Annotated in this window: 18 protein-coding genes; 3 read left to right on the top strand and 15 right to left on the bottom strand. The window is 32.4% G+C overall.

What is annotated here, in order from left to right:
* Nucleotides 1-542 precede the first annotated feature (542 nt).
* Entirely contained in the window at nt 543-2690 is a 2148-nt protein-coding gene (locus CLORY_RS08735; RefSeq protein WP_079423338.1) for an ATP-dependent helicase, read from the bottom strand.
* Between the two features lie 226 nt (nt 2691-2916).
* Here CLORY_RS08735 and CLORY_RS08730 point away from each other — a divergent pair, with 226 nt between their 5' ends.
* Nucleotides 2917-3366, top strand: coding sequence for a ferritin-like domain-containing protein (locus tag CLORY_RS08730; RefSeq protein WP_079423336.1), 450 nt, complete (start codon nt 2917-2919; stop codon nt 3364-3366).
* Between the two features lie 141 nt (nt 3367-3507).
* On the opposite strand, the gene CLORY_RS08725 is transcribed toward CLORY_RS08730, so the two are convergent.
* From CLORY_RS08725 to CLORY_RS08685, 10 genes are all read right to left on the bottom strand, one after another.
* A complete protein-coding gene (locus CLORY_RS08725; protein ID WP_079423334.1) occupies nt 3508-4041 on the bottom strand; it encodes an ADP-ribose-binding protein in 534 nt (177 codons plus the stop codon).
* Nucleotides 4042-4294: 253 nt separating this feature from the next.
* Entirely contained in the window at nt 4295-5056 is a 762-nt protein-coding gene (locus CLORY_RS08720; protein WP_079423332.1) for a PHP domain-containing protein, read from the bottom strand.
* Nucleotides 5057-5194: 138 nt separating this feature from the next.
* Nucleotides 5195-6169, bottom strand: coding sequence for a DUF4367 domain-containing protein (locus CLORY_RS08715; protein ID WP_079423330.1), 975 nt, complete (start codon nt 6167-6169; stop codon nt 5195-5197).
* Entirely contained in the window at nt 6162-6719 is a 558-nt protein-coding gene (locus CLORY_RS08710; protein WP_079423328.1) for an ECF subfamily RNA polymerase sigma factor, BldN family, read from the bottom strand. Before CLORY_RS08710 ends, CLORY_RS08715 begins: the two co-directional genes overlap by 8 nt.
* Nucleotides 6720-6973: 254 nt before the next feature.
* Nucleotides 6974-7207, bottom strand: a complete 234-nt coding sequence (locus CLORY_RS08705; protein ID WP_079423326.1) for a DUF3892 domain-containing protein — start codon at nt 7205-7207, stop codon at nt 6974-6976.
* Nucleotides 7208-7355: 148 nt separating this feature from the next.
* Nucleotides 7356-8732: an alanine/glycine:cation symporter family protein gene (locus CLORY_RS08700; RefSeq protein ID WP_079423324.1), complete on the bottom strand. Its 1377-nt coding sequence runs from the start codon at nt 8730-8732 to the stop codon at nt 7356-7358.
* A gap of 253 nt (nt 8733-8985) precedes the next feature.
* Entirely contained in the window at nt 8986-9936 is a 951-nt protein-coding gene (locus CLORY_RS08695; protein WP_079423322.1) for a fibronectin type III domain-containing protein, read from the bottom strand.
* A gap of 265 nt (nt 9937-10201) precedes the next feature.
* The gene (locus tag CLORY_RS23255; protein ID WP_169911573.1) at nt 10202-10345 is read right to left on the bottom strand and encodes a hypothetical protein; all 144 of its coding nucleotides are present in this window, start codon (nt 10343-10345) and stop codon (nt 10202-10204) included.
* 27 nt (nt 10346-10372) lie between these two features.
* Nucleotides 10373-10897, bottom strand: coding sequence for a 3-isopropylmalate dehydratase small subunit (gene leuD / locus CLORY_RS08690; protein ID WP_079423320.1), 525 nt, complete (start codon nt 10895-10897; stop codon nt 10373-10375).
* 15 nt (nt 10898-10912) lie between these two features.
* Nucleotides 10913-12199 (bottom strand): 3-isopropylmalate dehydratase large subunit, encoded by a 1287-nt coding sequence (locus CLORY_RS08685; RefSeq protein ID WP_079423344.1) that lies wholly within the window; start codon nt 12197-12199, stop codon nt 10913-10915.
* Between the two features lie 469 nt (nt 12200-12668).
* Here CLORY_RS08685 and CLORY_RS08680 point away from each other — a divergent pair, with 469 nt between their 5' ends.
* A complete protein-coding gene (locus CLORY_RS08680) occupies nt 12669-13319 on the top strand; it encodes a Crp/Fnr family transcriptional regulator (RefSeq protein WP_079423318.1) in 651 nt (216 codons plus the stop codon).
* A 64-nt stretch (nt 13320-13383) separates the two neighbouring features.
* On the opposite strand, the gene CLORY_RS08675 is transcribed toward CLORY_RS08680, so the two are convergent.
* The 4 genes from CLORY_RS08675 to CLORY_RS08660 all read right to left on the bottom strand — a co-directional run bounded on the left by CLORY_RS08675 (nt 13384) and on the right by CLORY_RS08660 (nt 16240).
* The gene (locus tag CLORY_RS08675) at nt 13384-13815 is read right to left on the bottom strand and encodes a threonine/serine exporter family protein (RefSeq protein WP_079423342.1); all 432 of its coding nucleotides are present in this window, start codon (nt 13813-13815) and stop codon (nt 13384-13386) included.
* 37 nt (nt 13816-13852) lie between these two features.
* Nucleotides 13853-14602, bottom strand: coding sequence for a threonine/serine exporter family protein (locus CLORY_RS08670; protein ID WP_079423316.1), 750 nt, complete (start codon nt 14600-14602; stop codon nt 13853-13855).
* 141 nt (nt 14603-14743) lie between these two features.
* Complete coding sequence (locus CLORY_RS08665; protein ID WP_169911572.1) at nt 14744-15133, bottom strand: DnaA N-terminal domain-containing protein; 390 nt, start codon at nt 15131-15133, stop codon at nt 14744-14746.
* Nucleotides 15134-15301: 168 nt separating this feature from the next.
* Nucleotides 15302-16240, bottom strand: coding sequence for a tRNA dihydrouridine synthase (locus CLORY_RS08660; RefSeq protein ID WP_079423313.1), 939 nt, complete (start codon nt 16238-16240; stop codon nt 15302-15304).
* 373 nt (nt 16241-16613) lie between these two features.
* On the opposite strand from CLORY_RS08660, the gene CLORY_RS08655 reads away from it, so the two are divergent.
* On the top strand, nt 16614-17135 hold the full coding sequence (locus tag CLORY_RS08655) for a cell division site-positioning protein MapZ family protein (protein ID WP_079423311.1): 522 nt from the start codon (nt 16614-16616) through the stop codon (nt 17133-17135).
* Nucleotides 17136-17212 lie beyond the last annotated feature (77 nt).

Below are 17212 nucleotides of genomic sequence, written 5' to 3'. Positions count from 1 at the left end.
ATAGGATATAGTCATAATGCCGTTATGCAACAAATAATCTCAACAATAATTTCGTTTCTATTACTAAAATTAATACAACAAGAAAAACCAGAATATTCACTTACTAATATACATCGAAAAATAAAGCATTGTATAAGCAAGCAAATTGACGACAAATTGTTCTCGTGGAGAACATACTTAGGTAGTTAATCAAAAAATATCCAATATACATTAAAGTATTTTATTGGACAACTATACTCTTTTCTTATGGCAATATATTGATAAATATATCTAATATTCATGTTTATATAATTTGTGGTTACTGCATTACTTTTTTTAAACAATGTTTTCCATTCTCTGAACACCAGTGTAGTTTCCTATAGACTAAAAAATGGTTACACCTTATGTCGGCTAGTTCCGCTGCGTTAAGCAATTTCACCGCATCTTTTGGACAAACTGCTTAAGTCACAAAACGTAAACTAAATAAAATATACGATACCATATAATGAAATTGGCTCCTTAAGGAGGCTATTTCTTCCTTCTCTTTACTCTTTACTCTTTATTTACTCCTCTATAGGCGTGATGATTCCGCTATTTACTGTTAATTTTAATAAAAACTTTTTAACTCCATAGTGTTCTTCATTGAACCTAATAGCAATAGATTCTTTATCTAATTCTACTATCGTACCTTCCCCAAACTTCCTGTGAAAAATCCTGCTTCCTTCAGTCATACCTTCTACAGACTCTCTTTGCTTTTGCCTGAATTCATTTTCCACTTGTTTTACGTCCACATTTCTCTCTTCAGCAGGCTTTATTAATTTAATTGATTCATAAAGGAACCTTGAATAAACTACTCTTTTAAAACTTTTTCTTTTAATTCCAAATAGAGTTAGTTTCTGTTTAGCCCTAGTTATAGCTACATAATATATCCTTCTTTCTTCTTCCATATCTTCAAATTTTCCTTCTTGAAAACTTTTGATTGCTTCCCTTCCTGGAAAAATATCATCGATAAGATTTACTAGATATACTTGCTCAAACTCTAATCCCTTAACGGAATGTATCGTAGAAAGTGTTACTGCATTTTTGCTTTTATTAAATTTACTGTCGCTCATCTTATGCTGAAGTTCCTCAAGTCTATTAATAAAATCCTCTAAACTATCGGTCTGCTCGGCAATAAGTTCTAATGTATTTAATATCTCAGTTAAAGTATCAATAGAATAGCCAAACTTTTCTGCATTCTTTTCGATATATTTACTATAGTTAAGGGAGGATTCAATATGCTGAATCGCTTGAACAGGCTTTAAATTATTAAGTCTTTCAAAACCAGCCCTAAGTTTTTTCACCTGTGAAAGCATCCTCCAGTTTCCTTCATAGTACTTGTCCAAACTGTCAAATACTATGTCGTCACAGTGTTCTTCAACATATCTAATAGCATCTCTTTTAATATAATTTTCGGTTTTAGCATAAATTCTGCTATAAGATTCTACATCTTTAGGGTTCAATACTACGTTCAAAAAAGCAATAATGTCTTGTGTTACCCAATGCTTAAAAAATAGGCTTTTAAAATCCCTCAGATAAAAAGGTACATTATTCCTATCAAGTAGATCAGCCATAGCTATAGATGATATATTATTTCTATATAAAACTGCATAATCGTTTAAATTATCTCTTTGTTTTATTTCCTTTAGTATGTACTGAAATTGAGTGTCCTCGGCAAGTTCTACTAACTCAACAGCTGGACCCTCCTGATTATTCGTAATAATATTTTTATCGTATCTGTTAAGATTTGATTTTATAATATTATTAGCATGCTTAACAATATTCTTTGTCGAACGAAAGTTTTCATCCATATAAAATATCTCTGCATTACTAAATTTCTTTGGAAAATCTAATAAATATTCTGGACAAGCACCTCTAAAACTATATATGGCCTGATCGTCGTCGCCAATAAGAGTAATATTGTAATTAGGATATGCTAACTGTTCTATTATTTCATATTGAACTTTACTAGTATCCTGAGCCTCATCAACAATAATATATTTGAAATGCTTTCTATATAAATTTAGTAGTGATTTATCCTTTTTAAGATAATCATTTGCTAAAGTTAGCATATCGTCAAAATCTATTAAATCATGCTGCCTTTTATAGCTTTCGTATTCAGAATAAATTGCTGAAAAATTCTTAATATCTTTATCATATTTTTCAAATTGCTCAGATGTAAGCAGCATATTCTTGCAATATCCTATCCTGCTTATAAGTTCTTCAAGTTTATCATCATTAATAATTCTGTTATTTATCTTTCTATACAACTCTTTAATAAGTGAAGTTTTTGAAACTGTCGAGTCTTCACTTTCGATAAATTGAAATTTAATTTCATGTCTGCCACTATAATTTCTAACAATCGTATAAGCAAGTGAATGTATTGTGGAAAACTTCACCGATTTTTCGATTATATTACTAAACATCTTTTTAAATCTGGATCTCATTTCTATTGCAGCTGCTTTACTAAATGTAACAGAAAGTATGTTTTCGGCATTAATTCCATGTTCTATAATTAAATTTGCACATTTTATTATATTAACTGTGGTTTTACCACTCCCCGCACAGGACAATACCAAAGCTGGTCCATCAGTGTGTTCTGCTATAGCTTTCTGTTTATCTGTTAATTTAATTTTGTATGATTTTTCTAAACTGTCAATAAATTTACTCATGTGTATTATCTAAAGCCTCCAATAATTTTGAATTATAATTTTATGCTGCAATATACTATTGTATCATAATTACTATAAGAAATGTTGAAATTTCTAAATTGGAAGGAAGATAACTTACCGAAATTCAGCACAGCTCACCTACCCTTTTCTCTTTACTCTTACAAGTGTCACATCTGAAAGTATAACATATACTAAAATTGCGGAAATAAATTTGGAGGTAATTTATTTGTATTATACTAACCCTTTCTACAGATGTTCAGACGACGATTATGAAACTCCTGAAATCATAGATTTAATTACGGAGGCACTGCGTGATGAGAGGAGTGACAGAGCAAAATACGGAATGATGATGGATATGACCGATGATCCGGAAGTGCAGCGACAAATTAGATTTGCTTATGATGATGAAGGCAAGCATTATAAACTTTTTCAAAACTTGTATGAAGAGCTTACCGGAAGTACAATAGATATGCCAATGCCAGAGCCTAAGAAATATCCTACTCTATTAGATGCTATTCAAACAAGCATTAATGGAGAACTTGCAGCTGTAGAACTTTATAGAAAGATAAAAGCTATGCTGCCCACTCAAGTTATGAGAGATACACTATATGAAATAATTACCGATGAACAGGAGCATGCTACCAGATTCACATATCTATATGCCATGCTAAAATAATTAAGGGCGGGAGACCTTCGGCTAAAAATACCTTTTCCGGTCTCTCGCCCTTAATCTAACTCTACACTTCTATTCTATGTTACTGTTTCAATTATTTAAATAAAATAATCAACCAAACAATTTAACATGTTCAATATATAATTAGACAGTTGCAATTAATAATGCGATATAGAGATTGTATGTTTCCTCGTCGAAGCAGATAAACCTTACCTCGTCTATTTCTTTATACGTATTAAGGCTTTGTAATACCGTAGAGAATGCTACTTTAGCTGCTTGTTCCTTAGGATACCCGTACACTCCAGCGCTTATACACGGAAATGCAATAGTCTTTATTCCCTGCTCTGCTGCCAGCTTTAAACTATTTTTATAAGCGTTAGTTAAAAAAATTTCTTCGTTACTGTTTCCACCTCTCCATATAGGCCCTACAGTATGAATTACATATTTAGCTTTAAGGTTTCCGCCAGACGTTATTACAGCTTCGCCTGTTTTTAGTGAACCAATCTTACTTATTATTGCCTTACATTCTTCTAGTATCTTTCTGCCGCCTGCTGCATGAATTGCACCATCCACCCCACTTCCGCCGAGTAAACCGTTATTAGCAGCATTGACGATTGCATCAACCTCCTGCTTAATAATATCGCCTTTTACAATACGAATTTTATCTCTATCGAGCATAGCTTTATTCCTCCCAATTAACAATACATTGTGTATTAAGATTACATCCTTGTATTAACAGTATATCCCTGCTAAGTTTATTCATACCATTTAATCTATATAAGTTGCAATAAGGTTCTTACATCGTGGCTTCTAAAATATCACTACTGAATCGGTTCGACCCTAGGATCTTTTAGAAGTCAGAATGTATTAGAACTTTCACAACTTATATATAAACACTTGAATAAACTTAGATAGTCTCATTTTTACTGTTTTATATCTCGTAAGATTTACCTAAAACCACCCTGTTGAAACATCCTACCCATTCTCCTGTGATTCTATTGAAATCCTCGGCATTTTTTCCTTCTGCTATCAATTGCTTTATAAGTTTTTCTCTTTTTCGCACTTTTTCATTAAAACTATTTATTCTCTGTTCATCTTCCCCAATAATAATTTCCTCATTAAGAAGTGTATTAGCAAGTTCTTGCTCGCTCTTTGGACTTGAAGATAATACGTTGTAGAACAATCCAGTATGTAAGTACGAATGAGCATCTGAATTTCCAATAAGTTTACTGCCTAATCTGGCCGCTAGTGTTTTTATTAAGTTGCCATCACATCTTCCTATATTAGTTGAATGTATTTCAATAGCATCCGGCACAAATGTAGCTATGTCAATATTAACCGTATTTTCATATCTATAAGGATGGCACAGTGCTATGAACCCTCCCCTTGCTTTTACATACTTATATAGCTTCTCGTAACTCCATTTTTGTTCTTCTAATATGCTATCTATTACTCCTATTACAAGAACATCATCGCCATGTGGTTCTGTTGTGACTTCTATTCCTCCAAATATTCTAAATGGATAATATTTCTTATTTAGTTCCTTTAAATGCTCCTCCGGTACTAACTTATTATGGTCTGTGATCACTATCGCATCTAGACCATGCTCAATAGCTGATTCTATATGCTCCTGTTCTGTAGAAATAGAACAATTTGAACGTTCACTGCAATGGACATGCATATCTATCTTCATCATAATCCTCCTGACCTATTTATCTTTTACAATCAACATTTTATCATTTTTTTCACATATTAACTATCTATTTACTGCAGAAGAAAAGCTGCCCTCATAATAATATGCGGACAGCTTACAAACAGGCATAATATGCAGTTATTTAACAGGTATAGATTCAGCTACCTTTTTAGCTTCATCTGCTGAAATTCCATGTGCGTTCATTCCAAAAAGAACTTTATCAGTCTGCCAATCAATGTTTATACAGTTTTCTAATGTCATCAATGAAGCATCCAAATCGTTAATTTTAATCTTTTCAACAGGTGCATCAGAGCCATCAACGTATGCTGTTTCTTTACAATTTAAACGTTCTTGAATATATATATCTTTGCAAGTTTTAATATTAGTAAAATGTATATCGATATACTTGCCGCTGACTTTTCCTTTTTCATCTTTATAGAACTCAGCGCGATCAAACACATAGCCATCAGGTAAATAGGAAGGAACAACGGCTTTAAATTCCGTATATTTGTTAATATCATTTATATCCTTAGTTACTAATCTGCTGTTTTTCTCTTGCGCCTCAGTCATTATTGAACCATCAGCAGAAAAATATGCGATTTTTTCTCCCTTAGCCGTATAGACATTATTATAATTTTCCTTTGTAAGTTCTTTTACTTCCTTACCATCTTTGTCAAATAATTTTCCCTTTAATGCATCAGGTACTGGATAACTTTGCTTACTTTCATCAACATTCGGTTTCTTATCTTGGACAACAGTTATATTACCTAAAGGTATTATTTTTTCAAATTGATCCGATATATCCTTTGCGAAAGGCGTCTGCATAATAGCTGTTCCTGCTACAACAATAACTATGCAAGCGGCAGCAATTTTTGAAGCTATTTTAATCTTTTTCATAATATTATCTCCTTTATCTCCATTAATTCTCTTTAACCATTCTCTATAAACAGTATCATTATTAATATTTTTACTAAAATCTTGATTGGCTAGAGACTTAGCTACTCGAAAAAGCTCGTTATACTGTTCATCTTCAGATACCTTAATCTTTTCTATACCATCAAGATAATCATCAATATCTGATGAAAAATTCTCTTCTATACTATTTCTATTCATACATATAACCCTCTTTCTCCATCAGAATTTTCAATTTTTTTATTATACGAAACAGCATTACCCCAACGTTATTACTGCTTGTGCCTAAAACTTCAGCTATTTCAACATTTTTCAGGTTAGCACCAAATTTTAGTGCAATAATATGCCTTTCTTCTTCACTTAAGCTCTTTAAGCAATTTAGAAGTTTATTATTAGCTTCATTAGCTATCATTTTTTCTTCTGGGCCAGGCTGCTTTGATATCAAATCTCTAATTATATCAAGAGAGAAAAATGTATGCCTTTTTAAACTTCTAAAATGATCGTTTAAAACGTTTCTAGCTATAGCGAATAACCAAACTTCGAAGGAGGCTTTCTTTTCCGAGTAAGAATCTATTTTAAGCATTATTTTTTCAAAAACCGTACTCATCAAGTCTTCTGCTGTATAATGACTGTTGACACGGTAATAGATGTAATTATAGACTCTTTGAGAATAATTCTCAAAGATATACGTAAACATTTCTTCTCGGTTAGCACTCTTATTCAGATAACCATGTATATCTATGTGTTCCATTGTTTTATCAGCCTTCCTTCTATTTACTTAGCTAAGTAATTTCACTAGTTAATACGCTCAACTTCCAATTCCATTACACGCATTTTCAAAAATAATAGATTGTAATGCTAACTTTACCATGCAAAACCAAAGTTGTAAAATAAAAAAGTGGAGCAATCTCTATCGGCAAAACCGCCTTCTTTGATTGCTCCACTTTAATTTAACCCTAAATTAATTAGCACAGTTAATTTTATAAAAAATCAAGTAATTGTCTTTTAAAATTTAGGCATGCTATCTAAATTGTCATTCTCCTCGTCGTTAGGATTACTTCTTAAATACTCTCTCCCATTTTTTGCTTTTCCAACATTGACGCCTTCTATTAAATGGTCTTTTGTCATCATAATAGCCTCATCAATAGAATAAACATTTCCGTTTTCAAGCATTACATCTGTAATATCGCCATCATTGTTCTTTTTAACCTTAATAATTTTTGATTTGTTGTTTTCCATGAATATCACCCCTAAATATATTATTTGTATTATCTTTAGTGATATACATGTAACACAATATCAGTGCTATTTCTTAGTCATAGTAAAAATTAAATTAAAAGCTCAAGCCTCTTTCTGAAAGTCTCCTCTTCTTATAATTATATACTCTCTATGATGCCTTTTCAACCATCGGCACCTTCTCATCCGAGGGTTTTTCTATGTCATTAATATACTTCTTAGTCTCTGCAGCAATAACACCACTGAGAAATAACATTGCTATCACATTCGGAATTACCATTAACGCATTTAATATATCTGCTATGGTCCATACAAGATCAAGACTCATAAGTGTCCCTATTAATGCAACTATCACCCATAAAATTCTATAAGGTTTTATAATCTTAGGCCCGAATAAGTATTCTGCAGCTCTTTCACCGTAGTATGACCACCCTAAAACAGTAGAAAGTGCAAATATAGCAAGTGAAATTGATAATACAACAGAGCCAACTATCGGGATTTGATGCCAAGCTGCATTAGTAAGAAGAGAGGAAGTTTTTGTATCAATTGCAGGATTTTTAATTACACTGCTCACAATTACAAGGCCAGTCATTAAGCAAATCACTACTGTATCCCAAAATGTTCCTGTCATAGAAACAAGCGCCTGCTTTACAGGATTCTTTGTTTGTGCAGCTGCCGCTACAATTGGAGCAGAGCCCATGCCTGATTCATTTGAGAACAGACCTCTTGCAGTACCATAGCGACATGCTACTGCTACTGTGGAACCTACAAACCCTCCGCCTGCTGCTTTTGGAGTAAATGCTGCTTGAACTATAGTTACAATGGTTTGCCCTAATACATCAGCATTCATAATTAATATAATAAAACATCCTACTAAATAAAATATAGCCATAAATGGCACTAAAGCTTCACATACTTTAGTAATGGACTTTACACCGCCAATGATAACAGCACCTACAAATAAAGTAACAACAATTCCTGTTACCCAAACTGGTGTTCCAAAACTATCCTTTAGAGTTGAAGCAATTGAATTTGTTTGTGTAGAACAGCCTATGCCAAAGGCAGCAACTGCAGTGAAAATAGCAAAAATGACACCAAGCCATTTCATCTTTAATCCTCTTTCAAGCGCATACATAGCTCCACCAAGCATAGTCCCATTTTCAGTTTTCACTCTATATTTTACTGATATAAGTGCTTCACTATACTTTGTAGCTATACCAAATACTCCTGTAAGCCACATCCACAATACTGCACCAGGCCCTCCTAATGTTATTGCTGTCGATACACCGATGATATTACCAGTACCCACTGTAGCTGCAAGTGCAGTACTGAGAGCTCCAAACTGAGATACATCACCTTCACTATCTTTATCTTTAGCAACAGATAATTTGATAGCAGTAAAAATTTTCCTTTGAATAAATCCAGTTCTGAAAGTTAAAAAAATATGAGTTCCAAAAAGAATAACTATCATTGGCACACCCCATAAAAGACTATCAGTACTTTTAAGAAAACTAATTAGATATTCCACTTACTCCACCTCTTTTATAATAAAATTTTAGAAATAGCAGAAATTATTGGGCAATTTATCAATAATTTCTCTGCCCTATTATTAATTTATTTTATTATATCATCATTTTCTAAATAGTTTAATATATGTAGTTGATTGCATAACTTTTAACAAATTAATAATTTATTTAGAACTATTTTAAAAAACTTCACATAATAAAAAGCATTGGCAATTCCTATTTAAGAATTACCAATGCTTATCAGTCAACTATTTATTATTGCCATAATGACCCATATATTATGAAATACGTATCATCGTAAGCTATGTATATTTTTTTGCTTCCGTTACTATAAATATAGATTTTAAATCCATCACTTTCCTGCTTATCTACATAAGACCATCCATTATCCTGCAATAAACTATCGTAATTCGATACAGTATTTCCTGTCAAATCTGATACCTTGTATTGATAATATACTGTTGTTCCGTCTTCTGAATACTTTGTTGTATATTTCTTATTAGGTATCACTGGAACATTAGAAAGCTTTGGAAAGCATTTTGCTTTATCTTTTTCTATTTTGACAGAGGTACTAGAGCTTTTCTTAGATTCCATTTTATCTTTTACAGCTGTAACTCTAAAATGCCAAGTTTCTCCTTCATACATTCTGAAGTTTTGAGCCTTTAAAACAGCTGATGTCTTTTTAAATTTCATTGGCATGCCTTTTGAGTCGCTGATTATTTTGTATCCTAAACTTTTATTTGAGGAACAGTACACATAATAACTGCTAGCCTTACTAACTTTCTTCCATTTTATAGTTACCTTACCGGTAGATTTGCTGTATGTAGCCTTTAACTTTTTAGGAGCACTTGGACAACTTTTTATAACTATACTAACAACTTTACTAAAAGCTGAAGAAGTTCCGCCTTTGAATGCTTTTACTTTAACATACCATTTTTCACCCTTTTTAACTCCAGAAAGACTTCTACCTGTAGAAGATAATTTTATGCCTTTATGATATTTTCCATGTAAGCTATGGCTATAATATACACAATATGAACTAGCTCCTTTTACGCTATTCCAGTATACTGATAAAACTCTTTGTGAATCAGCAGTAACAGTGACTCCTTTTGGTGCTGCTAACTTTGTTTTTGCAAACGTGTCCACTTTAAACGTACATAAGAACAGCAAGCACATAAACATTGCAATTGACTTTCTTAATTTCATTTTTACATTCCCCTTTCTTTTGTTGGTACTATAATCTACAACAAGAAAATAGTAGAAATATCGTACCCATGTTCTATTTTAAGCAATATATAGCAATAATGTCAATGCTTAAATATAAAAGAATTAAAATCAAAATTAAATTTCTATTATAAGTATAATTTTATTCATATTTACTTAATATTTATAAGAAATACATTTTATATAGAAATAAGTAGTTAAATAGAGTTTTTATTCCTTGGAAGGTTCAAACGCTGCTAAAAGCTAGCTACATGACGTCTTCAGATTTAAGTATGTTTTGTTCTTTTACAATTATCTTAGCTTCTTTTTCCGTAAATCTTTTAGTCAAATTTACTAAAGAGCAAACAAAGAAACTCTGTAAAGTTTCAAACTTTACAGAGTTTCTTTTCATTTGCTATAATCTTTTGATTACTACATATTAATAATTCTTATCAGCGTATCCAACCCAGCCGCCTTCTTTAACAAGTGTTTTGTCAAAATCACCTACTTTGAAGCCGATGGTTTCTGATTTCTCTGTTGATGTTACTATAATCTTATCATTCTCAACATCAACCTCTATTGAAGTATCTTTACCTGCATAGTTATCGAAAAGATAATCTATCTTATCTTTTGGCAATTCGATTGCAAGCATGCCGCAGTTATACATATTCTGTCTGAATATTCTAGCAAAATTTTCTGCTATAACCACATTGATACCATTTACTTCAAGAGCCCATGGCGCATGTTCTCTTGAGGAACCACAGCCAAAATTTTCTCTAGTTACAATCACGGCCTTGTCCTTAACATCTTTACTGTTCTTGAAATTAGGAAGAGACAAGTCTTCTAGCAAATAAGGCTTTAATGCCTCTTTTGTGATTTCTGTAAGATACTTTGCCGGAATGATTTCATCAGTATTTATATCACTTCTATCTAAGAATAAAACTTTTCCGCTAAATTTCTTCATATTATCCTCCACTATCTAACCTTTATAAATTTCAGAGTTAGTTATTTTTCCTTCAATTGCTGAAGCTGCAGCGGTTGCAGGACTCATAAGATGAACTTTACCGCCCTTACCCATTCTGCCGTTAAAGTTACGGTTCGTTGTAGAAGCACAGGATTCACCGCTAGCAAGGACACCATTACTCATGCCAAGACAAGCTCCGCAGGTTGGGTTGGTAACACAGAAACCAGCATCCTGGAAAATTTCAATAATTCCCTCTTTTAATGCTTTTGAATAAATAGCTGGCGTTGCTGGACTCACAATTGCACGAACGTCATCGCTTATTTTCTTACCCTTAAGAATGCTTGCCGCAATTCTTAAATCTTCTATACGCCCATTAGTACAACTTCCAATATAGATCTGATTAATTGGAGTACCAGTCATTTCTCTAACTGACTTTACCTGATCAGGCTTATAACCAAAAGTAACCATCGGCTCTAAATTTGAAACATCATATTCACATACTTTTTCATATTCTGCATCCGCATCAGAAACCCATTTTGAGTATTCCTTTAATGCATCTTCCTTAGAAGCAAATTCATCTTTAATGTACTCCCATAAGTACTCCACTGTTGTCATATCTGGATAACATACTCCACAAGTTCCACCAGCTTCTATAGCCATATTGCAAAGTGTCATACGGGATTCCATCGACATCTTGTCGATGACTGGCCCTGTGAATTCTATTACCATGTTGGTTGCACCGTTAACTGTAAGCTCTTTAATGATGAAAAGTATAAGGTCTTTTGCATAAACCCCTGGCTTTAACTCTCCGTTAAGAACAATCTTTAATGTTTTGGGAAAGTGAAATGCACAGACTCCTTTTAATATTCCAACTTCAAGGTCTGTAGTACCTACACCTGCTGCAAAAGCTCCAAAGGCTCCATGTGTACAAGTGTGAGAATCACCCATGATAACTGTATAGCCTGGTCTTACAAAGCCTTTTTCAGGGAAAATAGCATGACACACACCATTTTTTCCTACATCAAAAAAGTCTTTGATACCATTCCTCTTAGCCCAATCACGAAGTATCTTGCCTTGCTCTGCAGTTTTTGAATCTTTTGCAGGCGTTACATGGTCAATAACAGCCTTTATCTTTGTTGGATCAAAGACTCTATCCATACCTCTTGCCATAAGGTCTGTAATCGCAATAGGAGTAGTAATTTCATGACAAAAAACCCTGTCCAATTTTAGAACATGCGTATCCGGAAATGGATTGTCTACTCTGTGCGCATCAAATATTTTTTCAGCTAATGTCTTACCCATATTATTCTCCTTTTTTCCATAAATTTTTTTATTATAAAGTTTCAGTATTTTGTATACGTTTAGCATAATTTATTTGAATAAATAACTAAAAACCTCTTTTAATCGTAACAGAAATCTGCAAAAGCTATCCTTAAAGATGAAACCTGTCACGAGCAAATACTGAAATAGGTTTCTTCTTAATAGACAAAACGTTAAAAACTAAATAGCTTTCCAAGGTCATCTCTATTAAAAAGAAAGTTAAATTTCAGTAATCCTTATATAAATGCCCCCCAATAATAGTGCTTCATATGCTTATTATTACATAAAACTTTGATAAAGAATGTATACTATGATACAATTGTAAATAAACATTACAAAAACTTAATACACAGATGCTGAAATATCAAATTTTTACAGGTTCCTGAGCACCTTTAGATTAATAGCTCAAATTGGTTGACTTTATAAAACAATTATTAGGGAGATGCTTACGTTGAATAAATGGGAATTGTTTTTAGATCATAAAATAGACATGCCTTCTGAACTATTTCATGCCTTCAAAGCCAAACCTGCACAAAAATATAAAAGTAATCAAATAATTTACAGACAAGGTGAAATGCCTAAATACTTTTATTATTTAAAGAAGGGCATAGTTCAGGCTTTTGTAAACTCACCGGAAGGTATGGAAAAGGTTTTGAATACCTATAAGGAAGGTGACATTTTTGGAGAAGCTTCTTTTTTTGACGGATTTCCAAGGATATCCTCAGCTAAGGCTTTTTCAGATTCAGAAATAATTTCTATAAGTAAAGCTGATATCATATCCTACTTTCAGCAGGAGCCCTTTCTTGCTTTGAATTTCATAGAGTTTTTAGCACGTAAAGTCCGAATGTTATCAAATGAAATAGACAATATCTCCTTTTTACCTGCAGAGAAAAGAATCGCTCAATACCTTTTGAATATGAATGTAAATAGTGATTCTTCAGTGAACTGCACTCATGAAAGCATCGGAAGAGCTGTAGGTGTTGGCAGAGTTACGGTAAGCAGAACACTAAGTAAATTTTCAAATTATGGATGGATTGATACTAAATATAGAAAAATTGTTATAGTGAATAAGGAAGCTGTATTAAAATTTTTAAATGAGTAATTATATATTTTTCTAAGAGTAAAAAACACCTGCCTCCAAATTATAAATGACTAAACGGATGCTTCTAACTATTAACGCAGTATTTTCGCAGCTTAAATATATATTCGATTACAGAAGATGATATCAAAATTCCAAATCCTATAGCACCGGCAATGCCAAGCGTTAAAAGTCCCTTGCTCTGAGCCATATTAAAATTTTTATCAACAAAATATGTGATTGCACTATAGGCTGTTATTCCCGGAACAAGTGGAAAGATTCCAGGTATGCAGAACATTGAAGCAGGAGTTTTTAAAATACGTGCCATGCATTCACTGTATATATTGAGTGCCAGCGCACCAAAAAATGAAGCCATAATTGCACTTCCTGTTTTATCAAAAACGATGCTATAAGCAATCCAGCCTAGCGCACCTGCTATTCCTGTAAAAATAATTTTCTTTCTGTCTATGTTAAACAATACAACAGGAAAAGCACTGCCGAAAAAAGCTAGTAAAACCATTTTGATCAATTTAACGTTCCCCCTTATAAGTACCTTATCATCTGATTCTAAAAAACAAAGCAGTTCCAACACCTGCAGCAATGGCAGCAATTATTACGATTGCTCTGAAAAAATCCGATATTCCAGAAGAAAAATGTCCATAAATAACATCCTTAATTCCATTAGTAAGCAATACACCCGGAAGAACGATCATAATTGAACCTGTTATCACATTTCGTTCGCTTATATACGAAAACGACATACTGGCAAATAAACTCGCAAAACCTATAACTGCTCCAGCTATATAATACTCTGTAAACTGAAATAATCCAAGTTTTGAAAGCTTGTCTATTAATATATAGGTAAACAGACAAATAACTATTGAACAGATACCATCAGCTATGGAGCCGTTAAAAAACAGTGTATAAATAAATCCAGTCATGCAGGAAGCTGCAATCCTCACAGGCAGGTTAAAATTCGGTGCATTTTTAATATCATCGAGAACTTGTTTTGCTTCATCGAAGGTAAGCGGAGTTTTTTTTAGGTTTCTTGAAAAAGAATTAATGAGTTCTATTCTATATAAATCGATATTCCTATTGTCCACTTTCTTCATTGACGTTATGCATTTTGAATCCTCACCTTTTATAGATAGAATAACTCCATTTGATATAGCCAAGCATTCTGCTTCGATTCCATATGCATCACAGATTGAAGAGATAGTTTTTTCTATTCTGTAGGTCTCGGCACCATTTTCAAGCAGTATAGTGCCTGCAGTAAGCGCAATTTCACTTACATTCTCTATATTCATATTAAGTAACCTCTTTATTTCAAAATAATTTCGTAAATTTCACACTTTTAAGCTAAAAGTTTATAATATCAAAAATTCATTTTTTATTTAATGGCACAAAGTAAGAGAGAGCCTCTGGTGCTCTCCCATAGTTTCTGCTGTCTATTTTATTAAAAACTTCACGCTATCTATAAGCTTATTATCAAAATTAACAGCTGTTACTATTAAATCTTTATATCTAGTTTCCATCATTTCCTTCTGCATAACAGTCTGAGTCGTGAATACTAATGTTCTGCCTTCCAATTTATAAATTTCTAAAGGTGTTATTAAGGAATTGTAGGAGCCTTCAGTCATTTCAGCTTTAATTAATTTCTTTGCTTTCTCCCAACTTTCCATAATTGCATTATTTATCCCATTATGTACAAGATTCTCTTGTTGCCTATCACTAATAACCTTACTCTTAATCGCTCCATTATTCAGATTAAGAGCTTTTTCTATCCCCTCAACCTTTTGAAGGATTTCTTCTAACATACTTATCATTTGTTCACTCATTAAATGTTTTCCCCTTTCGTATATATTGCAATATAATATTATCATTTTTAATTATAACAACTAAAAATGTTAATTTCTACTATAAAATACAAAAAGGCCTCTATTCCTCCAGATTCTATACAAAAACCTTAGCACAAAGGTTAATATTGTCCAGCGCTTATTCTAATATTATACGATATCCTGTTCTCTAAATAAGCTTAAAACAGCTAAATCGTAATCAGTTAATCTTTCTGCTTTTCTAATTTTTTTAGCATATTTTTCACTATTGGAAAACATCTGAATCATATAGGTCCATATATGTTTCATTTTGTATAGCACATTTCTATCTCCAGAAAGTATTTGCCTATAGTCCTGATAAATTTTATCATGAAAATGCTTTAATAATTCTTTTTCCAGTTTAATGCTGCTTGTAATACTGTTAATGAGTCCTGGATTAGTTATTAAGCCTCTTCCAATCATCATTTTGTCTACACTTCCGAACCCCTCGGTAAAATCTTTATAATCCTTAACCGTAAAAATATCACCATTATAACAAACAGGATTTTTACTTAAAGTCAAAGCTTCCTTAAAAATCTTTAGATTAGGCTTATTGTTATAAAAATCTTTTTGAATTCTCGGATGAATAATAAGCTCTTCCATAGGGTATTTGTTAAATATTTCGATCAATTTATAGAACTCTTCCGGCTGATCTCTGCCTATCCTAGTTTTCACTGATATTTTAGCTCCTGAGCAAGAAAAAATTTCATCTAAAAATGCATCAAGTTCTTCTAGTTTTGAAAGGAATCCCGCTCCTCTATTTTTTGCAACCACTGTCCCAGACGGACAGCCTAAATTCAAATTTATCTGATCATACCCCAGTTGAATTAATTTATTTGAAGTGTTTATAAAATCTTTTGCATTATTGGTTAGTAACTGAGGGATCAAAATTAACCCCTGATTGTTCTCAGGTAAAATATCGTTCAACTCTTTTGTCTTAAAACTTTTACTTTGATTTGCAACAATAAAAGGTGAAAAATATTTATCTATGGTATTATTAAAAAAAGCGTTATGAGCATTTCTGTAAATATACCCAGTCAAGCCTTCCATAGGTGCGAAATAAAAATTCATAATTATAGCTCCTTATTGAAATTTACACTATCATGATGTTATACCTAGTTTTTTCTACTATTATATCACTCAACTTCTAGAAGTTTGTCAAGCGTATTAAAATGGTATATCCCATACTTTACCTCTAAATTATTTTGTCTTTTGATTATATTATTTATCTTCTCATATTCTGCCTTTCCTTTGCAATACTTTTATATTCATACATGCGTTCATCTTCAAATTTTACTAGTTATTTGAAAAATATACTATAAATATCCTCTTAGTATGTTATAATTGTACAATACTAATAAATATCACTTATATAGGAAATGTATGACTGCAGTAATTATAAATGATATGAACTAATATTTTTTACACAAAGGAGGACCAAAAAATGAAAAAAATCATCCCACTTTTGTTAAGTATTTGTTTGCTGACTCTATGCTTAACATTTAACTCCACAGAAGCTCAAGCTGCAAGCTATGACAAAGCCTATGCAGCAGAATCTCTTACAGTAAAATCTTCAGCAGGAACATCGTATAAAACATTAGGAACAATTAATGCCGGTACAACAGTGAAGGTATATGGCGGTGTAGCTATCGGTAAGGATCAAAACGACTGGTATTCTTGTAAACAATATGGCTGGTCCAAAATCAAATATAAAAATAAATATGCCTGGGTCAAAACACATGAACTAAGCTTTGCTAATCCATATAGTTGGGTGCCAGGAATTAAATCAAAAACAATCAATAAAATTATGAAAGACTATGTTTCAAAAAAAGATAAAACAAAATTAGAAAAGTCCTATGTATCCTCAAATCAAGGCTACTACACTCTGTATATAAAATTTAACGGAAAAGGCGAATGGAACCAGCTTGTGGTTATTAATTGTAAGACAGGCTGGTATCACGGATAATTTTTTAAATGTCAAGTGCCAAATGTCAAGTGCCAGGCACTTGACATTTGGCACTTGACATTTAAAATACATTTTAA

This window comes from Clostridium oryzae, assembly GCF_002029235.1.
Classification (GTDB): Bacteria; Bacillota; Clostridia; order Clostridiales; family Clostridiaceae; genus Clostridium_AE; species Clostridium_AE oryzae.
Note: the sequence above shows the minus strand (reverse complement) of the source record. Positions and strands in the feature narration are given on the sequence as shown.

Coding starts and splice junctions, on each gene's coding strand:
- CLORY_RS08735 (WP_079423338.1), bottom strand. CDS start 2,690: ATGAGTAAATTTATTGACAGTTTAGAAAAATCATACAAAATTAAATTA.
- CLORY_RS08725 (WP_079423334.1), bottom strand. CDS start 4,041: ATGCTCGATAGAGATAAAATTCGTATTGTAAAAGGCGATATTATTAAG.
- CLORY_RS08720 (WP_079423332.1), bottom strand. CDS start 5,056: ATGAAGATAGATATGCATGTCCATTGCAGTGAACGTTCAAATTGTTCT.
- CLORY_RS08715 (WP_079423330.1), bottom strand. CDS start 6,169: ATGAATAGAAATAGTATAGAAGAGAATTTTTCATCAGATATTGATGAT.
- CLORY_RS08710 (WP_079423328.1), bottom strand. CDS start 6,719: ATGGAACACATAGATATACATGGTTATCTGAATAAGAGTGCTAACCGA.
- CLORY_RS08705 (WP_079423326.1), bottom strand. CDS start 7,207: ATGGAAAACAACAAATCAAAAATTATTAAGGTTAAAAAGAACAATGAT.
- CLORY_RS08695 (WP_079423322.1), bottom strand. CDS start 9,936: ATGAAATTAAGAAAGTCAATTGCAATGTTTATGTGCTTGCTGTTCTTA.
- CLORY_RS23255 (WP_169911573.1), bottom strand. CDS start 10,345: ATGAAAAGAAACTCTGTAAAGTTTGAAACTTTACAGAGTTTCTTTGTT.
- leuD (WP_079423320.1), bottom strand. CDS start 10,897: ATGAAGAAATTTAGCGGAAAAGTTTTATTCTTAGATAGAAGTGATATA.
- CLORY_RS08685 (WP_079423344.1), bottom strand. CDS start 12,199: ATGGGTAAGACATTAGCTGAAAAAATATTTGATGCGCACAGAGTAGAC.
- CLORY_RS08675 (WP_079423342.1), bottom strand. CDS start 13,815: ATGGTTTTACTAGCTTTTTTCGGCAGTGCTTTTCCTGTTGTATTGTTT.
- CLORY_RS08670 (WP_079423316.1), bottom strand. CDS start 14,602: ATGAATATAGAGAATGTAAGTGAAATTGCGCTTACTGCAGGCACTATA.
- CLORY_RS08665 (WP_169911572.1), bottom strand. CDS start 15,133: ATGAGTGAACAAATGATAAGTATGTTAGAAGAAATCCTTCAAAAGGTT.
- CLORY_RS08660 (WP_079423313.1), bottom strand. CDS start 16,240: ATGAATTTTTATTTCGCACCTATGGAAGGCTTGACTGGGTATATTTAC.
- CLORY_RS08655 (WP_079423311.1), top strand. CDS start 16,614: ATGAAAAAAATCATCCCACTTTTGTTAAGTATTTGTTTGCTGACTCTA.